This is a genomic window from bacterium SCSIO 12741 (assembly GCA_024398055.1).
Classification (GTDB): Bacteria; Bacteroidota; Bacteroidia; order Flavobacteriales_G; family Salibacteraceae; genus SCSIO-12741.
This window is the reverse complement of sequence record CP073749.1, coordinates 3,538,538-3,560,774: the sequence shown is the minus strand read 5'-3', so window position 1 is coordinate 3,560,774 and position 22,237 is coordinate 3,538,538. Positions and strand designations below refer to the sequence as shown.

Below are 22,237 nucleotides of genomic sequence, written 5' to 3'. Positions count from 1 at the left end.
TCTTCTTTCTTCCACTCTCTCCGCTCAAAATCAGCGAACCTTGAGTTCGGAAGCGGAAATTAGTCTGCTTACCTGCGGATCAGGTGGTGACTTGTATTCCATTTTCGGTCACACGGCTATTCGGGTGTTCGACCCTCAAAACAAAGCTGATGTGGTTTTTAACTACGGCACCTTCAGTTTTACCGACGACTTTTACTACGAGTTTACCCAAGGCAAGCTCAACTACAAATTATCCATTGAACCTTTTGCCAATTTTCAGGCGGGATACATTTATGAAAATCGCTGGGTAGACGAACAAGTGCTCAACCTAACTCCAGAAGAAAAACAGAAGGTATTCGATTTTCTATTGGAAAACCAAAAACCTGAAAATCGATTCTACCTCTACGACTTCTTTTACGACAACTGCTCCACCCGTCCAAGGGATGTATTTGAGCAAGTATTGGGTGAAAACCTGGACTACCAATTTCCTACCGATCTTCCCGATTCCTCCTTTCGCGACCTCACCGATTTGTACCTCAAAAACATGCGCTGGTCTGATGCCGGCATCGACTTGGGTTTAGGACTACCCGCTGATCGCACGGCTGACGAAAGACAGAAAATGTATCTTCCGGACTACTTAATGCGCGGATTTGATAACGCCGTCGTATCCCGAGGTAACAAGATGGAGCCCCTGGTGAAAAAACACCATCGCATTGTGGAAGCCAAACCCGTGGAGGAAGGATTTGTTTGGTTTCGTCCCCTACTCACCTTTATAGCCGTCTTGCTGTTTACCCTCATGATTGATCAAATACCAGGAACTACACTTCCGATGCGAATCATGGACTTTCTCATTTTTACCGTAGTTGGTATTGCTGGCTGGCTCATTGTATTTCTTTGGTTTTTTACCGATCACAACACCACACAAAACAACTTGAACATTATTTGGGCCCTTCCATTTTTCTTTCCCCTATCCTTTCTGTTTTTGTTCAAACGAAAGTTTGCCTGGTTTAAGAAGTTCCTGGTCGTGGTTTGGTGGGTAGAATTGGGTCTGCTAATTTCCTGGTTCACACTACCTCAGGACCTGCATAACAGCTATGTATTCATCCTGGTATTGTTACTCTGGAGAATCGCCGCCTACATCAATAAATACCCCTTTAGAAATATCATTCAGGCTTGAAAGTATTTCTTTTCTTTGCAGCATGATTCAACGTGTACAGTCCCTTTATTTACTCGGTGCAGTTATCGTAAGCATCGCGTATTCGTTTATGCCCATTGCCCTTTTTACGGTTAACGGAAACAGCTACTTGGTTAAGCCTTTGGGAATCTTCTTTCAAGAAGGTGGAGAATGGACGTACGAGACGCCAGTTTTGGCCTTGGGAATCGTTTTAATTTTTCACGTTTTGCTCACCCTGGCAGCTATTTTTCAATTCAAAAATCGAGGTCGACAGCTCCGCTTGGTCAACCTGGATATGATTTTGCTGCTGATCATTATGGGACTTCAGTTCATCGTTTCCTACGATTTACCTGAAAAAATCACCGAGAGCTCTGAATTGACCACTCAGTATGAGTATTGGGTAATGATTCCTTTGATTTCTTTGCTTTTGGTCTTCCTGGCTCGCAAAGGCATTCAGAAAGATGAGGACCTGATCAAAAGCATGGATCGCATTCGCTAAGCTTTCCGAGGAAACTCAATCACATCTAAATCCTGAATACGATCGCCATCAATGGCAAATCGTAGCATGGTTCGCACCTTGTGAAATCCGCTAATACCAATAGCTCCCGGATTCATGTGTAGTAATCCCAAACGAGGATCTCGAACTACTTTAAGAATATGGGAGTGTCCGCAGATAAATAGTTTCGGAGGATGCTTGTACATCTGTTCCCGAATGATGGGCGCATACCGTCCCGGATAACCACCGATATGGGTAATCCAAACATCCACTCCCTCACAAAAAAAGCGTTGATTCTCCGGACAGGCTCTTCTCACCTTGGCGTCATCAATGTTTCCAAACACTGCACGAGTAGGTTTAAAGGCTTCGAGATCTTCCAACACCTTTAGGTTTCCAATATCGCCGGCATGCCATATTTCATCGCACTTCTCAAAATGGCGGAAAACCGCTTCATCCAGGTAAGAATGCGTATCGGAGAGTAGTCCAATTTTTTTCACTTGGCGAAAATACCTAATTGAATATTGAATCTCGAATGTTGAATTCTGAATTTTGAGGTGTTTGGGAATCCCTGTAAGAAGGAGTACGTATGAATGCTAAAAATTCAGAATTCGAAATTCAACATTCAGAATTCAACATTAAACCCGCCTTTTATCAAGTCAAAAAGGAGTTCAACAATATCTCTTATTGCACCTCGTTGAAGTGCCTGATAAATGATATTTTTGGCGGCTTATGCTTAAGCGCTTCTTAGTAGCCTTTATAATTCTCATCCTTGGTACCGCAGTCCAGCTTAGTGCCCAGAAAAAAGCGACTGTATACGGGATTGTTCGCGACTCTACTGGACTGACCATCCCTGGTGTAAGTATTTTGGTGTCCATTGATTCCCTCGCCGTTTCGAGTGATGGCAATGGCCGTTTTAGTGTAAAGGTTCCTACGAATCAAGAGGTTAAGGTTCAATTTTCTTATGTGGGCTACAAAACTCAAATCGTTAAGGTGAATCTGAAGCCCGGCGAATCTAAAGAAGTATCTCCGATTTTGAGAAATAAATCGGTAAAGCTTGGAGGCGTAGAAGTGGTCGATGAAATCAGTAAAGCCACCACCCTTACCCGTATGGATCCCAAGTTTCGGGAAAACATGACTTCGGCGTCAGGCAACTTTGAGGATTTGCTGTTTACCTTACCCGGAGTAAGTTCGACCAATGAATTAAGTTCCTCCTATAATGTGCGAGGCGGAAACTTTGACGAAAACCTCATTTACGTCAATGATGTAGAGATTTATCGCCCTTTTTTGGTTCGATCAGGTCAACAGGAAGGGTTGAGTTTTATCAATTCAGACATGGTGAGCTCCATTCTGTTTTCGGCCGGTGGATTTGAAGCTCGATATGGAGATAAGATGTCTTCCGTATTGGACATCCGGTATGCTGAACCCCGTAAATTCAGTGGATCAGCCTCCATTAGTTTATTGGGAGCCTCGGTTCATTTAGAGGGAAGCAACAAGGACCACCGTTTTACCCACATTCAAGGATTTCGGTATCGTTCCAATCAATACCTGCTTAACGGATTGCAAACCCAGGGAGATTATCGACCTCGCTTTTATGACTACCAGGGCTACTTCACCTACGATCTCACTACAGAATGGGAAATTGGTTTGCTGCTTAACTACTCAAATAACCAATACCGATTTATCCCGGAAACCCGAGAGACTGAATTCGGAACGGTTAACGAAGCCTTGCAGCTTACCGTGTTTTTCGACGGACAAGAGATTGATGAGTACGAAACGGGAATGGGAGCATTCACAGCTACCTACAAACCCAATCGCAAAACCAATTTGAAATTTATCGCTTCAGGTTTCCGCACCTTGGAGCAAGAAACTTTTGATATTCAAGGCGCCTATCGCCTGGCCGAGTTGGAAAAAGATCCTGGAAGCGAGAACTTTGGCGAAGTAAAATTTAACCGTGGGGTTGGAGGTTTTATCAATCACGCAAGAAACTACCTGGAAGCCAACGTATTCAATATTCAGCACAAAGGAGTGTATACCCACGATTGGATGACCATTCGCTGGGGAGGACGTTACCAGCATGAACAGATCAAGGATGAATTGAAGGAATGGGATTACCTGGATTCAACCGGATACTCCGTACCTCAATCACCTGGAATTACCGGTTGGTCTTATGCTGAAAACGACACCAATTTAACCCGTCCTACGCCCATAAGTCCTCGTGACAAGATTGAAATGAATGAGCTTATCGTGGCTCGAAATGACATTAGCTCTAATCGGGTAATGGGTTATTTACAAGGGGAAAAAGCCTGGGATTTAGACTCTCATAAATTGGCTGCCGTGGTCGGTGTTCGCTTCAACTATTGGGACTTCAACAACGAGGCCGTATTCTCTCCTCGAGCATCCATCGGGTTTCAACCGAATTGGAAAAAACGTTGGAATTTCAGAGCGGCTTGGGGTTACTACTATCAGCCTCCCTTCTACCGTGAAATGCGTGACCTGAACGGGCATGTAAATTCCGATATCAAAGCTCAGCAATCTATCCACTATGTGCTTGGGGCCGATTATCAGTTTAAGCTCTTTAAAGAGCGTAGTCCCTTTAAGTTGACTGCTGAAGTGTACTACAAAAACTACAAAAACCTAATTCCCTACGAAATCGACAATGTAAGGCTCCGCTACTATGCTACCAACAATTCCAACGGCTATGCTACCGGTGTAGATCTCAAACTGTTCGGGGAGTTTGTAAAAGGGATTGATTCCTGGTTTAGTCTGAGTGTGATGAAAACCGAGGAAGACATTGTGGACGATTTCTATTGGGAGTATTACAATGCTGCTGGAGAAGAGATCATTCCTGGTTTCACTTACGATCAGGTAGCTGTAGATTCTCAACGATTTGAGCCTGGAGCCATTCCACGCCCCACCGACCAGCGTTTTCAATTGGGTTTCTTCTTCCAGGATTACGTACCCAAAATCCCTTCGCTCAAAGTCAATCTCAACTTCGTTTACGCTTCCGGACTTCCTTTTGGACCTCCTACTTATGAGCGTTACAAAGACACCTTACGCATGCCTCCTTATCGCCGGGTAGACATTGGGTTTTCCTACCAACTGCTTAAGTCTGACCGAAAACGAAAAGCCAATAATCCTATTCGATACGTGAATAACTCCTGGTTGAGTTTAGAGATCTTCAACCTATTCGGAATCAACAACACCATTTCCTACCTTTGGGTCCGCGACATATCCGACAGGATGTACGGAATTCCTAATTACCTCACGAATCGAAGGATTAATCTGAAATGGACGGTCAAATTTTGAAACCTGTTAAGTACTCCCTCTTATTGGTCATAGGCCTACTGGTTTTAGCCAGCTGCTCTGAAAAACAAAAGCCCAAAGGCGATTTGGCGGAACATCGCAAGGAAACTCACGAACACATGCTCTCCGATAAGTCACCCATTCCTGAGGAGGAACGAAAGAACTTTTTGGGTCTGAACTATTATCCTGGCAACCCGCAATTTGCCGTTCGAGCTAAGTTCGATGTCCTGTTTAATGGAGAAGTCATCACCTTTGAAACCAATACCGATCGCCGTCCACGCTACCAGAAATATGCCCGGATGGACTTTCTAATTGGAGATACTGCTTGTACCCTATTTGCTTACAAAGCCCTGGATCATGAAGAAGAAGGCTTGTTTGTTCCTTTTACCGATCTAACCAATGGAAATGGCTCCTACGCCACCGGTCGATATCTGGATGTTTCCATTCCCGAAGGTGATTCCTTAACACTCGACTTTAATAAGAGTTACAATCCGTATTGTGCCTACAACGACCGCTACTCCTGTCCCGTTCCTCCACAGGATAATCAATTGGTGGTTCACCTTTTGGCTGGAGAGAAGAAGTATCATTGAATTCTCAATCTTCAATCTTCAATCCTGAATGTTGGATGTTGGATGTTGGATGTTGAAATTCGATTTCAAAATTCAGAATTCAGAATTCACCCATAAGTTTTGCCCCGCTTTCCCTTATCTTCGCTATAGTTGTCTTATTTGAAAATTATTATAGCTTTACAATCATTAACACCATTTGGCTATACATGCGAGATTCTTTACTAACAATCAGAGCTTTACTAATCTGTATTATAAGTATTACTTCAAGCATTTCCTATGCGCAAATAGTAAATTTTGTGCAGTATGGTGTGGAACACGGTCTACCACAATCTCAGGTAAACACGGTTTGCCAAAGTGATGATGGACATTTATGGGTTGGTACCGTATCTGGATTATCCGCTTACGACGGAATCAGCTTTACCAACTATTCCAAGAAAGACAGTTTAGCAGAAGATTGGATCACCGCTTCTTTCAAAGACAGCAAGGGCAACCTCTGGTTTGGCCACTGGGGTGGATCCATTACCCGTCGCGATGCGATTAACAGATCCTTTGAAAGTACTCATATTGAACGCTTTAGCTCCTATCAGGAAGTAAGCGACTTTGTAGAGGATACGGTTGGACAAAACATCATCTTCTCTACCAAAGGTAGTGGCGTGTTTATCCTCAATACCCAAGATAATCAGGTTAAACGCTACGAAGTTTCTTCGAGTGTAAGCGGATCGCGATTTATCAATACCCTCTTTTTGGACGATGATCGTAACCTATGGGTAGGGACAGAAAACGACGGAATTTTCCTGGTTAGCCTGGAGCAACTTCTGGCCGCGGACACCAACAATCCAGCAGCTTCCATTCAGATTAACACAGAAACAGGGCTAACCAGTAACCGCATTAATGACATGGCTATTTACCAGAATAAGTTCTGGATTGCTACGAATGGCGGTGTAAATGTACTGAGCAGCAGTCAGCAAGAAAGCTTAAGAAAGGGAGGTACTTCGGTCACTCCAAAAGTCTACAACGAAGAAGGTGAGCTAAGCACAAACTACATCACCAAATTGATAGCGGATAACCACGGAAACCTTTGGATAGGAACCGCCAACCGCGGAGTAGTAAAGGCCGTTCCCCAAAACGGTGAAATGGGCTTTAGACACTACAGCGTTGAACAAGGCTTGAGTTTCTACAACATCAAGGCCCTGTTTATGGACCGTGAAAATTCCATTTGGATTGGAACGGATGTTGGGCTAAACCAATACATCTCTGACTTCTTCACCCTTTATGACGAAAGCGTAGGAATTACCAACAACATCATTTGGTCGGTTATCCCAGACAATGAAGGAAACATCTGGTTGGGAACGAATCGGGGCGTATCCCAGTTGATCAACGCCGACAACATCAACAACGACTCCCTGAGTGTAGGGAAGTATCGTATTGCTGGGTTGAGTGATGCTCCTGTTATGTCCATCTACCAGGATTCTGAAGGAACTATTTGGTTCGGATCTGCGAATGGTAACCTGTTTAAACGAACCAAAACCGGAACCTACGAACGAATCAATATCGAGGCCCACCTGCAGGATGTAATCTACAGTATTTGTGAAGATGATAGCAACAACATTTGGTTGGGAACCCGCTCCGGTGCTGCTCGTATCAATAAGTCTTCTCACAAGCTTACCCTCTTTACAGAAGAAGATGGATTGGGTGGAAATAGCATTTACAAAATCGTAAAAGACAACGACGGCCGCATGTGGTTTGCCGTTCTCGGAGGAAGCCTTACGAGCTACGATCAGAATGGCTTCCGGGTTTATACCAAAGAAGACGGATTGAACCATCAGTTGGTCTTGTCCCTGGCTCTTGACAAGACTGGAAACATCTGGCTGGGTTGCTATACCGGTGGATTGTACATGTATGACGGTAAATCCTTTACCAACTACAACAAGGAAGACGGAATGAATTCCGAAACTCCCTATTGTATCGTTGCCGATAATGAGAACAACATATGGTTTGGAACGACCTACGGAATTGAGAAGTTTGACCGTGATGAGCAGAAGTTTCACCACTTTGGAAAAACAGAAGGATTTCTCGGTGTAGAGGTTAACCCCAACTCCACCTGTATGGATGACAATGGCAACCTGTGGTTTGGAACCATTTTAGGTGCCGTGAAGTACAATCCTAACGTACACTACAAAAACGAGGTTAAGCCGAAAATTGAAACCGAGCCTACGGTAATCATCAACCAGACTCCGTCTGATTACCCGTTTAACAACACCTTTAGTTCGGCACAAAACAACCTGACCTTCCTGTTTACTGGAATTAGCTTGAATAGCCCGAGCAAAGTGTACTACAAGTACAAAATGAAGAATGATACGGTATGGACTGAAACCACCGAACGTAAAGCGGTTTACACCAGTCTAAAAGCCCGTAACTATACCTTCATGCTTCAGGCCTTTAATGCCGATAACGTGGGCAGTGAAATGTTTACCTACGACTTTGAAATCAAGGTACCTTTCTACAACAGTTATTGGTTCTACTCCTTCCAGATCCTAATGATTAGCATTATGCTATTCCTGGCGGTATTCTACGGAAGAAAAACGGGTGGTTCCAGAACAGCGACTATCCTGGCTTCCATCGCCATCATTATCATCTTTGAGTATGGTATCAACTACGTGGAGGACAACGTAGAGGCTCAGATTGGTAGTATTGCATTTATCAAGGTTGCTTTGAATGCCCTTCTGGGTTTTGTACTCTTCCCAATTGAAGCCTTTATCAAAACCCGACTGATCGGGATTAAGGAAGCCAAATAAAACCCTTATTCGGGTCTGGCTCCCCTACCCCAATTGTTTTTCGTGTTACAGCTTTTCCACCAGCTCGGGTACGATCTGAAGAAGACGCTCTTCTCCTTCGGCTGCATATTTGAGAATGTTTTCAATCTTGGCTACTTCCAGGTTATCCGGATCACACATATCCGTTACCACAGATAAGGCGCAACAAGGCATGCTCATGTGATTGGCTACGATAACCTCAGGCACGGTAGACATACCCACCACATCTGCTCCAATAGTTCGAAGAAAACGGTATTCGGCACGGGTTTCCAAGTTTGGACCACCAACAGCTACGTATACTCCTTCGTGAATCGGAATGTTTTTTTCGCTAGCAATCGAGTGAATAAGTTCGTTCATTTTCGGGTGATACGGGCGACTCATATCTGGGAATCGAGGGCCGAGATCATCATTGTTTTTGCCGAACAATGGATTATCAGGCAATAGATTAATGTGATCATCAATCACCATGATATCACCAGGTCGGTAATTCAGGTTCATTCCACCTGCAGCATTAGAAAGGATTAGGTTCTTTACCCCAAGGACTTTCATCACACGAATGGGGAAAGTAATTTCCTTGGCCGTGTATCCCTCGTAGTAGTGAAAACGGCCTTGCATGGCCAACACCTTTTTTCCTCTTAGTGTACCATAAATGAGCTTCCCTTTGTGAAACTCTACAGTAGACACTGGAAAATTTGGAATGTTTTCGTATTCCAATACCACTTCCTGATCGATGTGATCAATCAATTTTCCGAGGCCGGTACCTAATACAATTCCAATCTCCGGGTTTATCATTCCCTTCTCCTTGAGGAAATCAGCAGTTTCATTCCAATTATTCATATTCATCTTTTTGAACCCATTTTTTACTGTTTTCGAATATGCGCTCGTTGGGTACACCGGTCCAGTACTGAAAATGAACCCAGGCATAGAGCATTTGAAGACGCCAGGTGCCTTTATTCTGATACTTCCGACTGGACGTAATAACGCGTTGCGAAAGTATATGGAAAGGCGATTCTCTGCGAATTTGGCGGATGATTTCTAAGTCTTCCATGATTTTTAATCCCGGGTTAAAACCGCCAATACGGGAATATAACTCCCGGGTAACATACAAGGACTGATCCCCACCCCGACAAATCATCCAGGGAAACCGAACAAAGGCTTCGAACAAGCGGAGTGCCCAGGAGGAAGGATCAAATTGAATTTGAAAGCATCCAGCGGGGTTTTGCTTTCGAACGGCATTCAGTATTATTTCATCAAATCGAGGTGGAGGAAAGGTATCTGCATGAAGAAAATAGAGAATCTCTCCCTTGGCCTTTTTCCCACCCAGCGCCAATTGAACCGCTCGACCTGATTTGGTGGATCGATGAACTTGAGCCCCTACCTCTTCGGCTATATCAACTGTATTGTCCCTACTACCTCCATCCACCACTACAATTTCCAAAAGATTTTCAGGGGATGAATTAGCCTCAAGCCAGGGAATTAGCTTACGGATGTTTTCTTCTTCGTTAAATGTGGGAATGATTACGCTTATTCTCACCGATTCAGATAATCGATTTAAGCGCCCCGACCAAATCCTCTTCCTGATCAACATCAGATAAGGTAGGTAGTAGGTGATACTTCAACTCGGCCGATTTCAAGTCAATCAGGGTATCGAGTAACAGATTGTTGGTACTCCACTCCTTATTCATAAAAAGGTGCTCATAGTTGTCTTTCATACCAATGAGGTAGTAGCCACCATCCTTAGCAGGGCCAATGACCACATCGTTATCATCCAAGGCAACAAAGGCCTTTTTGATCAAGTCTGAAGAGAGCTCGTAGCAATCACTACCGATGCAAACAATGCGCTGATAACCTTCCTTAAAGCTTTCGCCAAAGGCCATAGCCATGCGTTCGCCCAAATCACCTTTTACCTGCTCGTCTTTGAGAAAGTACTGGTTGTCGAACAGATCATCGAAGTCGATGAAATCGGAGTAGTATACGATTCGGAAACAACCTACCTGAAGGCAAATATCACGGGTATGCTCCAGAAGTTTTTGATAGACTTCCAGCGCCTTTTTATGGCCAATAGTCTTAGCCAGACGAGTCTTTACCTTCCCGTACTCCGGGTTCTTGGCAAACACCATCAGCAAATCTCCACCAGTATCTGTAGTAAATCGTGACATATTCCCTATACAGGATTACACGAATTTATAACGAATGGTTGGATAAATTCCGTCTGGAAAAATACAATCGTCGAATTCTAACCGTCCTGAAGGGTCAGCATCGGTATACGAGAGTGATAAGCTACCTTTTTGGCGATGCTCTTGGAGAAGATTTTCTCAAAGAAGTTTTTCTTACGAGGAACCATAGCAATGATATCTACGTTACCGCGCTCTTCGATGTAAGCATTGATTCCTTCCACCGTATCTTCGTTAGAAACCGTTTCAAAACCCACTTCACTTCCCAGGTAGTCCAAAAGAGCTTGTTTCTCCTCTTCCTTGTCAGAAGCTGAAACCTTACTCTGGGTTTTAACTACGTTGAGTAAAGTCATACTTGCCCCACGGCGCTCCATCAAGTTTTTCAAGAAATCCAATATCGACCGATTTTTCAATTTCTTCAAATCAGTCGCATACAAGATGTTTTTGATCGAATTGAAATCAGCCTGAAAAGGAACGGTGAGTACGGGAATACTGATCTCCTGAATGACAGAAGCCGCATTACTTCCCACAAAAAACTCTTTTAATCCGCTGGCACCTGTGGTACCGATGATTACCATATCGATATTCTTGTCCTTAATAATCTGGCGAACGCAGCTTACGAACTCACCAAACATTTGAACCGTTTCCAAGGTATTGCCTTCGTTCTCAGGAAGGGATTCAACCCAAGCCTTTTCCTTTTTCAGGCCTTCAAGTGAATCCTTGGCCATGATCTCACTAACGTTTACGATCATTCCAGCATTACTTGAAGCCGTATTGGGTTCAACCGTATTGAGTAGAATGTAGTGATACCCACGTCCTTGGTAGAGTCCCAATCCATAGCGGATGGCATTGCGAGATGCTTCCGAAAAATCGGTAGCAATTAATACGGTCCTTTTCTCCATAATATGCGATTTATCGTTCTCCAGCATTACCGATAACCAACGAAGTCACGGTGCCTGCCAACAAAATAAGGAAAGCGAACAAACTGGTAAACTGGGTGCTCAATGAGAAGTTCAAAAAGGCAAAATAAAACGTTAAGAAGAAGGTGACCGAAATGATAATTAGGGCCGTTAATTTTTTCTTGTCCATCAAAGCTTATTTAACACAAATCAGATTTCAAATTTATTTAATCCTTTCAAGTAAGCACTGCCTTTTAGTAAATTTAATCCACACCCTATTGGGCAGAAATAATACTCAGCAAATGCACTTAAACGAAAGGTTGCGAAACAGGGTTCTGAACTACCTGTTTGGGTCGAATCTACAATTCAACTATTCGGGAAAAATAACCCCGGTTTTCTCTTGAGCTTCAGTCAAGCGGATACTCAAAATTGGAATGTCGGCATGACTGGAAACTTCCTCAGCAATGCTCTTTCCAAACAAACGTGCCCATCCCGTACGACCGTGAGTAGCTAAGCAAACCAAATCAGCATTAATGTGTTTTGCGTAGGCGTAGATTCCCGTCTCAATGTTGTAATCGTTGATGATGTAGCCCGTAAAATTCTTGATTTCATTCTTCTCAGCCATGTCGTAAATCAACTTGCGAGACAACGATGTAGGCTCAAAATTATCGGGTGTAATTACCTTAAGCAGGTGCAAGTTAGATTCATTGCGTTCTGCAATTTCTTTAACCGCCTGAAGAGGTTTGTGATTTTCTCCAAAGAAAGTGGAGCTAAACACGATATTATTTAACTCAAAGTTTTCAAAACGCCTTTTGATAGTGAGTACAGGTACGATACATACGCGAACCAATTTCTCAATCGTAGAACCCGCAAATTCAGTAGAAGAGCCAGACATACCGTGAGCACCAGCTACAACAAGGCTCACATTTCTTTCCCGGTTTTCGGCAACTACTGCTTTGTGTACAGAACCGAATTTAACCACCTCGTGTACTTTCACTCCTTCCCAGAATTTCAGGGTGCGAAGGTTTTTAAATTTTTGCTTGACCAATTGCATGATCATCATGCTTTCATGCGTTCCTTCTTCTTCGTAGTTGCTAAATGCGTTTTCCTCATAATTAGGAAGGTTAATCACGTGTAGCAACACCACTTCTGCTCCCGTTCTTTTGGCAATTTGAGCAGCCACCTCAGCGGCATAAGCAGCGTGTTTTGAAAAATCAGTAGGTACTAATATAGCGTTCATAAATATTGGGTGTAATGTATGTTAATAGAGGTTAGCCACTTTTAAGAGTTTCTTGGGTTCAATGACACGAATCTTCCGCCCCTGAGTTTCGATCAGGTTTTCGGCTTTGAAGTCGTGCAGCAATCGAATCAAGGTCTCAGTAGCGGTTCCTACGATATTTGCGAGGTCTTCACGGGTTAGGTTAATTTCAATAGGATCGTGATCGTCCGTATCTTTACTATACGTTTCTTGCAACATGAGCAGAGCACCAGCCAAACGCTCACGAACGGGCTTTTGTGCCAAATTGGTAATCGAATCGGCCATCAATCCCATTTCCTTAGACATGCTTCGAAGCAGATTCGCATTGAGTTCTGAATCTTCTTTGAGTACATCCAGAAAGTCGCTTTTGGGAACAAAGCAGATACTGGTTTCTTCCAACGTTTCGGCACTTACCGGGTAGGGTTCTTCACTAAGCATAGCACGATACCCCATCAAATCACCGCCTTTCATAATGCGGATAATCTGATCCTTACCTTCACTTCCGGTTTTGTAAATCTTTACTTTTCCTGAGTTGATGCAAAATACGCCCAAAGGACGCGTTCCCTCATGAAATATGACCTGGTTCTTTTTATATATAGTGCAGGTTTTGTTTCGCGCTAATTCGTGCACACTTTTCCCACACAACTGACTAAAAAAAGATCGATCTTTTACACCACACTCATCACAATTAAACTCCAAGCGCTTCATGTTCTGTTTTTCTGATCTCTCGACAAAAATAAGGGGAAATTACTTCTCTTTATGCCGAAGGTCAATAATAAACATAAGTTGATTAATTATAGCTAAAATCGAACTTAAAGGCCGTCATTTTTATTATTTTTGCCCGCTTAAAATTAGAGCGTTTTTATGGCAATAGTTGAAGTTATTCTCCCCAAGATGGGAGAAAGTGTAGCGGAAGCAACCATTACTACCTGGTTGAAAAACGTAGGTGACACCGTAGAATCTGAAGAATCCCTGGTAGAGATTGCTACCGATAAGGTGGATTCAGAAGTTCCTTCTCCAGGTGACGGAGTCATTACCGAAATTTTGGTTCAAGAAGGTGAAGTAGCTCAAGTAGGTCAGGCAATAGCCTTGATTAGCTCTGATGGTGAAGCTCCTTCCAGTAACGGAACTCCAGCCGCTGCCGCCGCTCCAGTTGAAACAGCTCCTGCACCTGCTGCAGCCAGTGCCCCTGCTGTCCAAGCAGATGCTACTCCAGCTCCTGTAGCTATCGAATCCGATCGCTTCTACTCTCCCTTGGTTAAAAACATTGCCAAAAAAGAGGGATTATCCGGTGCTGAATTAGACACTATTGCCGGAACGGGACAAAACGGTCGCGTTACCAAAAAAGACATTTTAGCTTACTTAGAAAATAGAAGTGCAGCTCCTGCAGCTACTCCTGCTCCGGCAGCACCTGCTGCTGCACCAGCAGCTCCAGCCGCCAAACCTGCTCCTGCAGCTAAGGCAGCCGCTCCTAAAAACCATGGCGACAACGTAGAGATCATCGAAATGGATCGTATGCGTAAATTGATCGCTCACCACATGGTTGAATCCAAGTCGACCAGTGCCCACGTTACTTCTTTTGTAGAAGCCGACGTTACCACGATTGTAAATTGGAGAAACAAGGTAAAGGATGCTTACCTGAAGCGAGAAGGTCAAAAACTCACCTTTACTCCTCTATTTATAGAAGCCGTGGTGAAGGCGATCAAAGATTTCCCAATGATCAACATCTCGATTGACGGGGATCACATCATTCGCAAAAAAGACATCAATATCGGAATGGCTACCGCTCTGCCAAGTGGAAACCTTATCGTTCCGGTTATTCGCAATGCAGACACGCTCAACCTGGTTGGAATTTCCAAAGCGGTAAACGACCTGGCTACCCGTGCACGTAACAATCAGTTGAAACCAGACGAAATCAGCGGTGGCACATACACCATCTCTAATGTAGGTTCCTTCGGAAACGTTATGGGAACTCCAATTATTAATCAGCCTCAAGTAGGTATTCTGGCCGTAGGTACGATTCAGAAGAAACCGGCTGTATTGGAGACCGAACATGGAGACGTGATTGCTATCCGCCACAAGATGTTCTTGTCGCACTCATACGACCACCGAGTAGTAGATGGATCACTCGGAGGAATGTTCGTTAGACGTGTAGCTGATTACTTGGAACAATTCGATATTAATCGGGAGTTCTAAGACAGTTATTAACAACGGAATATCTATAATTCCGGGCACATCAGCGGTTCTTCATTACCAATAAAGACATAATTTGTATCATTGTAAATGATAGATATTAGACCTATTCAGTAAATGATACGCTCACTCACCGTTCGTTACTTGGTTGTTGCCGGCATTTTATGTCTTTCAGCCACCACCGCTTTTAGTCAAACCGGTTCCAAAGCCGAAAAAAACCTCCACCAGCAGGCTTCTGAACTGCTTGCAATGGAGCGCTATGAAGATGCCATTAAGGACTATCATCGTCTTTTGGAAATCAATCCAAATAGCCCGGATTACAATTTTGAAATTGGTATTGCCTACCTGCGTTCGCCTAACGATTACGATAAGGCCGAAAATTACTTTGAACGTGCACTAGCCTATTCACAAGGCGACACGATTCCAGAAATGTATTACTACTTAGGTAAGTCTTATCAATACAACCACAAGTTTAAAGAGGCTAAGGAGTGTTACGAAAACTTCAAGCCTAATATCAAAACCAATAAAGCCGGTCGTGAATTGTTGGCCGAAGTAAATTGGTTGATCAAAACTTGTCAGCATGGTGAGTACCATGTTAAACTGAACACCAAGAATCCATTGGAGAACAAGAAGAAGCCATTGAACGATGTGAAGAAGTACTTCCTGAATTCAACGGACTTTGTGATCATGGAAAATATGGGTGAGAAGATTAACTCGAAGTCTGATGAGTACGCCCCTATCTTCTTTGATAAGGAAAATGAGATTCTCTTTACCTCACGTAGAAATCCTTTTGGAAGTACCAATTACTCCTCTGATGGTAAGCCATTTGAGCAGATTTATGTTTCCAAGATTCAGAATCAGGAGTGGAAAGAAGCTTACTTGGTAAACAACTACCAAATGTTTCCTGAAGGCTTTGTAGAAATTCGCAGTCACCTGGCTACCATTTCACTTTCGGAAGAAAACAAAACGGTTTACCTCTATAAAGACGGTAAGATCTACTCCACCCACATTGAAAACAAACTGTGGACGGAGCCCAAATTGCTAAGCTCTTCTATCAATTACAAAAAAGCGCGCCAAAGCTCGGCTGCTCTTTCTCCTGATGGAAACAAAATGTACATCACATCTGATCGCAAAGGTGGTTATGGTGGATTAGACATTTATGTATGCGAGAAGAACGCTGACGGAACATGGACCGAACCTACAAACCTGGGTCCGGTTATTAATACGGAGTTTGACGAAGATTGTCCATTCATTGATAAGGATGACAACATGTACTTCTCCTCAGCCGGACACTCAAGTATCGGTGGTTTTGACGTATTTTACTCGTACCAGGAAAATGGAAACTGGATTACTCCAAAGAGTTTAGGTATTCCAATTAACACGCCTGCGGATGAAATTTCCTACCGCAAGAGTGCTAAGGTGGACACCATTGCCTACTACGCCTCTTCCCGAATTGACGGATACGGTTACAAAGACATTTACCGCATTACTACCCACTATGAATTCAGAGTAAAAGACACCTTACCCGATATTGCCATGGGTGGTTTGATGTCTGATAGCTTAAGAATGGAACAACTGGCTCAGGCAAAAGCAGATTCTACGGCTATGGCTGAAGGTGGTTCTCCTGAAACGGGTACCGGAAGTGAAACCGGAACAGGCTCAGAAACGGGTAGCGGGACCGGAACCGGTACTGGTGCTGGAACGACTACCATTGGAGCGGGTGCAGGTGCTGTAGCCGTTGCTGCTGGTGACAAGGAAGACAAAAATCAAACGGTAGCCCAGGCGGGTTCAGCTACTTCAGAAACTCCGGTTAAAGGAGGCAAGCCAGTTATCAAGTCTCAAAAAGATTTGGATGACATGTTCCGCAACATCCTGTTTGGATTTAATGGTAACTCCATTGCTGCTGAAAGTGAAGATCAAGTTAAGGCCATCGCTCAATACTTGAACGATAATCCTAACACCGTAATTAACCTTTCTGGTCACGCGGATTACTTAGGTACCGATAGCATCAACATGGAAGTTTCCAAACAACGTGCTTTGGTTGTATTCAACGAGTTGGTTAACGATGGAGCTAATCCTTACCAAGTTACCTTTGATTACTACGGGGAGGAAAAGCCAATTGCTCAAGGACAAAATGCTGATGGAAGTGACAACCCGGAAGGACGTCGACTTAACCGTCGTGTAGAATTCCAACTGGAAGAAAACAAAATGTTCCGCTACGTACCGTTTGGATTTGACTCTTATGCGATCTCCAATGACGGAGAGGTTACCCTTAAAGAAGTGGCCGACTTCATGAAACAAAACCCTTCCACTACAGTTGTGTTGAGCGGTTTTGCTGACAAAACAGGTAACGCCGCTTACAACCGGGCTCTTTCTGAAAAACGAGTTAAATCCGCCTCAGAAGAGTTGCAGGGATACGGTGTAGCTTCTAATCGAATTACTACCAACTTCTTTGGAGAAGAGAAGCCTACTGCACCTAACTCCTCAGACAAGTTCCGAGGCATGAACAGACGTGTAGAGATTCGGGTAAACTAATTTGATAATTATCATTCACCATAATCGGAGCCTCTTACCAATTGCGTAAAGAGGCTCTTTTTTTTACCTCACATGAAACTAAAACTGGAAAAACCGATCGCATTTTTTGATCTGGAAACAACGGGAATCGATGTATCCAAAGATCGTATTGTAGAAATCGCTGTGCTTAAGGTACACCCGGATGGGAACAAGGATATGAAAGTTCGTCGTATCAATCCTACTATTCCTATTCCAGAAGAAGCTTCGGCCGTACACGGCATCAAAGACGAAGATGTAGCTGATATGCCCACCTTCGTGCAAGTAGCCAAGTCTCTTTTCATATTCTTAAACGACTGCGACCTCGCCGGATTTAATTCCAATCGTTTTGACATTCCTCTTTTAGTAGAGGAATTCCTACGTGCCGGTATTCGTTTAGATGTGAAGGACAAGAACCTTGTTGACGTTCAAAACATCTTTCACAAACAAGAAAAACGGACCCTGGAAGCGGCCTACAAATTTTACTGCGACAAAGACCTGGAAAACGCCCACTCTGCCGAGGCGGATATTGAAGCTACTTATGAAGTACTCGAGGCTCAGATCGATAGATACGATGACCTGGAGAACGATATGAACTTCTTGCACGAATATTCCAAAAGGCAGAATTTTGCCGATTTGGCCGGGCGGGTTGCCTACGATGAGGAAGAACAGGAAGTCTTCAATTTTGGCAAACACAAAGGAAAAAGACTCGTTGATGTATTTACCCGGGAGCCTTCGTACTACAACTGGATGATGAACGGAGATTTCCCTCTTTATACCAAAGAAATTCTCAAAGATGTTTGGGAAAAAATGAAAGCATGAAAATCATTTGTATTGGAAGAAACTACGCCGACCACGCCAAGGAATTGAATAATCCCCTACCGGAGGTTCCTCTATTTTTTCTGAAGCCGGATACGGCACTCATTCGCAAGAATGGCCCCTTCTTCATTCCGGAGCACAGCCAGGATGTGCACCACGAGTTGGAATTGGTGATTCGCATCAATCGAATTGGGAAACACATCGCTCCTCGCTTTGCCCATAAATACTTTGAAGAGATTACACTCGGCCTGGATTTTACCGCTCGTGACATACAGCAGCGATGCAAGGAAAAAGGTCATCCCTGGGAAATTGCGAAGGCCTTTGATGGAAGCGCTCCTGTGGGAAAGTTTGTTCCAAAAAGTCAATTCAAGGACCTGAATAACCTTACTTTTAGCTTAGCTAAAAACGGTGAAACCGTGCAGCAAGGAAATACGAAAGACATGATTTTTCCGATTGATGAATTGATCGCCTATATCAGTCGTTTTTTCACCTTGAAAATTGGTGACCTCATTTATACGGGAACTCCAGCTGGAGTAGGACCGGTGAAAGGAGGAGATATTTTGGTAGGAAAATTGGAAGAGGAAGAACTAATTTCATGCAAAGTCATTTGATTCAATCCATTCGAATAGGGAGCCTTCTGGTTTTGATGGCCTGTGCTCTCACCAGTTTCGGACAAAGCTCCGACACCCTCAACGTGGTTGACGGTAAGGGCCGTAAACAGGGTAAATGGGAGAAGAAATACGAAAACGGCAAAGTCCGCTACACCGGTCAATTTAAGGACGATCGTCCAGTAGGTACCTTTGTGTACTTCGATTGGAACTCCGTTAAAATGTCGGAAGTTCGCCATACAACCAACGATTCGGCTCAGGTTGTGTTTTATCATAAGAACGGCAAGAAAATGGCCGAAGGCATGTACTACCAACAAAAACGTACGGGCAAGTGGAAATTTTATGATGCGGAGGAAGCCATTTCCAGTCAGGAATTTTACCTAAATGGTGTAAAAAATGGCCCGGCCCGGATCTACTACAAGGATGGCCAAATAGCTCGAGACTTCAATCACAGAAATGGATTGGAACACGGTAAACTGACCGATTATTTCCAAAATGGAAAAGTGAAATTCAGAGCCGATTACGTAGATGGCAACCCAGATGGGAAAGTGGAGTATTTTCACCCCAATGGCGCCATTCGTATCTTAGGCTATTACCGATTCGCAGTTCAGAATGGCACCTGGACTTACTTTGATCGAAACAGCCTTCCCGAGCGTTATGAGTTTTACAAAGAAGGTTTTCTGAAGTGGCGTAAGTCTCCCGAGGAAATGAAAGAATTTCAAAAAGAAAAGAAAGCCAATAAAACAGCTCCCAGTGACTCGGTAAAAGTGAAACCATGAAGTGGTGGATAATAGGCATATTGTTTCTAAGCCTGACTTCCTGTAAAAAGGACGACCCAGAGCCCATTGACCTGGGCACAGACTTTTACCCCATCGGCGTAGAGTCGGTTAGAATTTACGATGTGGACAGCATTGTGTTCAACGACTTTACCCTCACCCAGGATACTTACCAATATGAGGTAAAAGAAGTTATCATGGAATCGACGGTGGATGATGGTGGCCGTGCTATCGTAAAGATCAATCGCTATGCCCGGCAAACTGGCCAGGATTGGAAGATTCAACGAGTGTATACCGCTCACCGCGATAATTTCTCCGTTGAAGAACAAGACCAAAACCTACGTGTAGTGAAGCTTAACTTCGCTTTGGCGCCTGGAGTTCGGTGGGATGGAAATGCTCGAAATGTGAGAGAAAAAGAGGAATTTGAATGTGTAAGTATTCAATCCGAAACCCTCTTTGGACAATCCTTTAGTGAAGTGGCTCTCATTGATCAATACCACCAAACCGATCCCCTGCAACTTTATACGCACATCGCGACGGAAAAATATGCCCGGAAGGTGGGACTGGTTCACCGCTATGAAAAAATCATCAAACGATTTACCACTGGTGAACCCGATGATGTACCCATCGACAGCGGGTTGGTTATGGAAATGAAAATAAAATCCTTTGAGGTTTATTAAGCACTTTATACTCGGAACGCTTCTCTGGGCAGGATTACTCTCCCCTGCCCTGGCTCAACAAGAATCTTGGTACCTCGTTACCTTCACAGACAAACCCACCGAACTCTTAAGTACTCCCGAAAAATTCTTGTCGCAACGTGCCTTGGATCGTCGATCAAGATCCCATATTGAAATCAGCGAAGAAGACCTCCCTCTGTCATCTGCCTATCTTCAGAAGGTTAATAGCCTTTCCGGATTGTCACAGGGTCATCGCCTCAAATGGATGAATGCGGTCACCATCAAAACAAAGGACGAAAGTGTATTGGATACCCTTAACTCCTGGAGTTTTGTACAAGACGTGAAATGGATTAGTCAGGTTCCCGTAGGTCGACAGGGATACGTGGATAAGCTAGACGAAGAAAAAGATTTGATACGGGAAAACGTAAGCATTAACTCCTTTTTAACCGACTATGGTGATGCCTGGCCTCAAGTCGGAATGATTGGTGTGAATTCGCTGCACAAAGATGGCTATACCGGAAAGGGAATCTGGATTGGTGTTTTTGACAATGGATTCTCCCGGGTGGATGTACTCCCCTACTTTGAAAGTCTTTGGACCAATGGTCAAATCATTGGCCAGCAAGATATGGTAGATGGAGATCAGAACGCCTTACACGGAGGAACCCACGGAACGGCAGTTATGAGTACAATGGCCGTAACTCGTCCGGGAAGTATGATAGGAACAGCTCCTGATGCTTCCTACTACCTCTTTCGTACTGAAGTAAGCGCCTCTGAAACGTTGATCGAGGAATACCACTGGGCTGCCGCAGCCGAATTTGCCGATAGCGTGGGTATCGATATTATTAACTCCTCCTTGGGTTACAGCCGATTTGATGATCCTGCTCAAAATCACACTTACGCGGATATGAACGGCGATTCCACGGTGATAACCAAAGCCGCCAACAGAGCCTTTAAGAAGGGAATATTGGTGGTGAATTCGGCTGGAAATTCGGGCAATCGAGATTGGTATTACATAACCGCTCCAGCAGATGGAAAGTACGTAATGGCGATCGGTGCCATTGGAATTGATCAACAAGTGGCACCCTTCTCTTCAAGAGGTCCTAACTCGGCCGGGCAAACCAAACCCGATGTTTGCGCTTTAGGGTGGAATGCAATTGTAGCCACACAGGACAGTTCACACGGTATTAGCAGTGGAACCTCCTTCTCCTCCCCCATTACAGCAGGGGCTTGTGCCTCCTTGTGGCAGGCTTATCCTCAGGCTTCGAATTACTCTGTAGCCTTGGCAGTGAGAAGCAGCGCGCATCAATACGATAGTCCGGATACCCTTTATGGATATGGAATTCCTGATTTTGCGAAAGCCTTGCAAATTCTTAAGGATAACAGCTATCCGGTTAAGGACAATTCTACGCTTCTCTCCAGCTTTGTCATGTACCCCAATCCAGCGACAAATGAGTTGCATTTGGATTTCATTAGCACCGTTTCTTCTGAAACTATCCGCTTTAAAGTGACCGATACGCAAGGTCGAACAGTGTTGGATGAGAAATGGACAGCAACTGAGGGATATAATCATAATTCCTGGTCTATCCTTCATTTGGAGACCGGCACCTACGTCACTGAATTTTTCCGAGGCGAGGAACGCTCCGTTCGGAAATTGTCGGTTGTGGGGCGTTAGGATTTTTGCCCTTTTATTGCGTTGTCTTTACTCTTGCTCTTTCGGATTTCCTAACTCATTCGGATTTGCAATCCGAATGCTTGAGTCGCGGATTACTCACTTCGTTCATGAGGTCGCAAGCTTAGTTTCAAATCCGCAGCTCCGACTTTCGGATAACATATCCGAAAGAGTTCAAGAATGAGAGGAGGGAATAAAAAAGCCCCAAAGGGTAATCCTTCAGGGCTTCCATTATTTCTTATTCAGGGAATCAGACTTAGCCGATCCTTTTCTTAAGCTG

Annotated in this window: 20 protein-coding genes; 12 read left to right on the top strand and 8 right to left on the bottom strand. The window is 44.0% G+C overall.

Annotation, left to right across the window (positions count from 1 at the left end; translation table 11 throughout):
* The first annotated feature begins 40 nt into the window (after positions 1-40).
* Positions 41-1,156 carry a DUF4105 domain-containing protein gene (locus tag KFE98_15225; protein UTW61355.1) on the top strand — a complete coding sequence of 372 codons (1,116 nt, stop codon included), beginning with the start codon at positions 41-43 and terminating at the stop codon, positions 1,154-1,156.
* A 22-nt stretch (positions 1,157-1,178) separates the two neighbouring features.
* Positions 1,179-1,652 carry a DUF4293 domain-containing protein gene (locus KFE98_15220; GenBank protein ID UTW61354.1) on the top strand — a complete coding sequence of 158 codons (474 nt, stop codon included), beginning with the start codon at positions 1,179-1,181 and terminating at the stop codon, positions 1,650-1,652.
* Here the strand turns inward: KFE98_15220 and KFE98_15215 are convergent.
* Positions 1,649-2,146: a metallophosphoesterase family protein gene (locus KFE98_15215; protein UTW61353.1), complete on the bottom strand. Its 498-nt coding sequence runs from the start codon at positions 2,144-2,146 to the stop codon at positions 1,649-1,651. The two genes, KFE98_15220 and KFE98_15215, sit on opposite strands and share 4 nt — an antisense overlap.
* A gap of 232 nt (positions 2,147-2,378) precedes the next feature.
* On the opposite strand from KFE98_15215, the gene KFE98_15210 reads away from it, so the two are divergent.
* The 3 genes from KFE98_15210 to KFE98_15200 all read left to right on the top strand — a co-directional run bounded on the left by KFE98_15210 (position 2,379) and on the right by KFE98_15200 (position 8,316).
* Positions 2,379-4,955 carry a TonB-dependent receptor gene (locus tag KFE98_15210; GenBank protein ID UTW61352.1) on the top strand — a complete coding sequence of 859 codons (2,577 nt, stop codon included), beginning with the start codon at positions 2,379-2,381 and terminating at the stop codon, positions 4,953-4,955.
* Complete coding sequence (locus KFE98_15205; protein ID UTW61351.1) at positions 4,952-5,542, top strand: DUF1684 domain-containing protein; 591 nt, start codon at positions 4,952-4,954, stop codon at positions 5,540-5,542. Before KFE98_15210 ends, KFE98_15205 begins: the two co-directional genes overlap by 4 nt.
* 287 nt (positions 5,543-5,829) lie before the next feature.
* Complete coding sequence (locus tag KFE98_15200) at positions 5,830-8,316, top strand: hypothetical protein (GenBank protein UTW61350.1); 2,487 nt, start codon at positions 5,830-5,832, stop codon at positions 8,314-8,316.
* A gap of 45 nt (positions 8,317-8,361) precedes the next feature.
* On the opposite strand, the gene KFE98_15195 is transcribed toward KFE98_15200, so the two are convergent.
* The 7 genes from KFE98_15195 to KFE98_15165 form a co-directional block, all read right to left on the bottom strand.
* Positions 8,362-9,171, bottom strand: coding sequence for a purine-nucleoside phosphorylase (locus tag KFE98_15195; protein UTW61349.1), 810 nt, complete (start codon positions 9,169-9,171; stop codon positions 8,362-8,364).
* Positions 9,164-9,868, bottom strand: coding sequence for a TIGR04283 family arsenosugar biosynthesis glycosyltransferase (locus KFE98_15190; GenBank protein ID UTW61348.1), 705 nt, complete (start codon positions 9,866-9,868; stop codon positions 9,164-9,166). Before KFE98_15190 ends, KFE98_15195 begins: the two co-directional genes overlap by 8 nt.
* Before the next feature lie 4 nt (positions 9,869-9,872).
* Entirely contained in the window at positions 9,873-10,493 is a 621-nt protein-coding gene (locus tag KFE98_15185; GenBank protein ID UTW61347.1) for a TIGR04282 family arsenosugar biosynthesis glycosyltransferase, read from the bottom strand.
* A gap of 77 nt (positions 10,494-10,570) precedes the next feature.
* A complete protein-coding gene (locus KFE98_15180; GenBank protein ID UTW61346.1) occupies positions 10,571-11,410 on the bottom strand; it encodes a universal stress protein in 840 nt (279 codons plus the stop codon).
* 10 nt (positions 11,411-11,420) lie between these two features.
* Entirely contained in the window at positions 11,421-11,597 is a 177-nt protein-coding gene (locus KFE98_15175; GenBank protein ID UTW61345.1) for a hypothetical protein, read from the bottom strand.
* A 180-nt stretch (positions 11,598-11,777) separates the two neighbouring features.
* Entirely contained in the window at positions 11,778-12,647 is an 870-nt protein-coding gene (locus KFE98_15170) for a universal stress protein (GenBank protein ID UTW61344.1), read from the bottom strand.
* A gap of 21 nt (positions 12,648-12,668) precedes the next feature.
* Complete coding sequence (locus KFE98_15165) at positions 12,669-13,373, bottom strand: Crp/Fnr family transcriptional regulator (GenBank protein ID UTW61343.1); 705 nt, start codon at positions 13,371-13,373, stop codon at positions 12,669-12,671.
* 156 nt (positions 13,374-13,529) lie between these two features.
* Between KFE98_15165 and KFE98_15160 the strand changes: the two genes are divergently transcribed.
* The 7 genes from KFE98_15160 (at position 13,530) to KFE98_15130 (ending at position 21,960) form a co-directional block, all read left to right on the top strand.
* The gene (locus KFE98_15160) at positions 13,530-14,861 is read left to right on the top strand and encodes a 2-oxo acid dehydrogenase subunit E2 (protein UTW61342.1); all 1,332 of its coding nucleotides are present in this window, start codon (positions 13,530-13,532) and stop codon (positions 14,859-14,861) included.
* Between the two features lie 114 nt (positions 14,862-14,975).
* Entirely contained in the window at positions 14,976-17,393 is a 2,418-nt protein-coding gene (locus tag KFE98_15155) for an OmpA family protein (GenBank protein UTW61341.1), read from the top strand.
* Positions 17,394-17,465: 72 nt separating this feature from the next.
* Entirely contained in the window at positions 17,466-18,230 is a 765-nt protein-coding gene (locus KFE98_15150) for a ribonuclease H-like domain-containing protein (GenBank protein ID UTW61340.1), read from the top strand.
* Positions 18,227-18,838 carry a fumarylacetoacetate hydrolase family protein gene (locus tag KFE98_15145; protein UTW61339.1) on the top strand — a complete coding sequence of 204 codons (612 nt, stop codon included), beginning with the start codon at positions 18,227-18,229 and terminating at the stop codon, positions 18,836-18,838. The genes KFE98_15150 and KFE98_15145 overlap by 4 nt, the downstream gene beginning before the upstream one ends.
* Positions 18,823-19,614 (top strand): hypothetical protein, encoded by a 792-nt coding sequence (locus tag KFE98_15140; protein UTW61338.1) that lies wholly within the window; start codon positions 18,823-18,825, stop codon positions 19,612-19,614. The genes KFE98_15145 and KFE98_15140 overlap by 16 nt, the downstream gene beginning before the upstream one ends.
* A complete protein-coding gene (locus KFE98_15135) occupies positions 19,611-20,291 on the top strand; it encodes a hypothetical protein (protein UTW61337.1) in 681 nt (226 codons plus the stop codon). Before KFE98_15140 ends, KFE98_15135 begins: the two co-directional genes overlap by 4 nt.
* Complete coding sequence (locus KFE98_15130; protein UTW61336.1) at positions 20,278-21,960, top strand: S8 family peptidase; 1,683 nt, start codon at positions 20,278-20,280, stop codon at positions 21,958-21,960. Before KFE98_15135 ends, KFE98_15130 begins: the two co-directional genes overlap by 14 nt.
* The last annotated feature ends 277 nt before the right edge of the window (positions 21,961-22,237 follow it).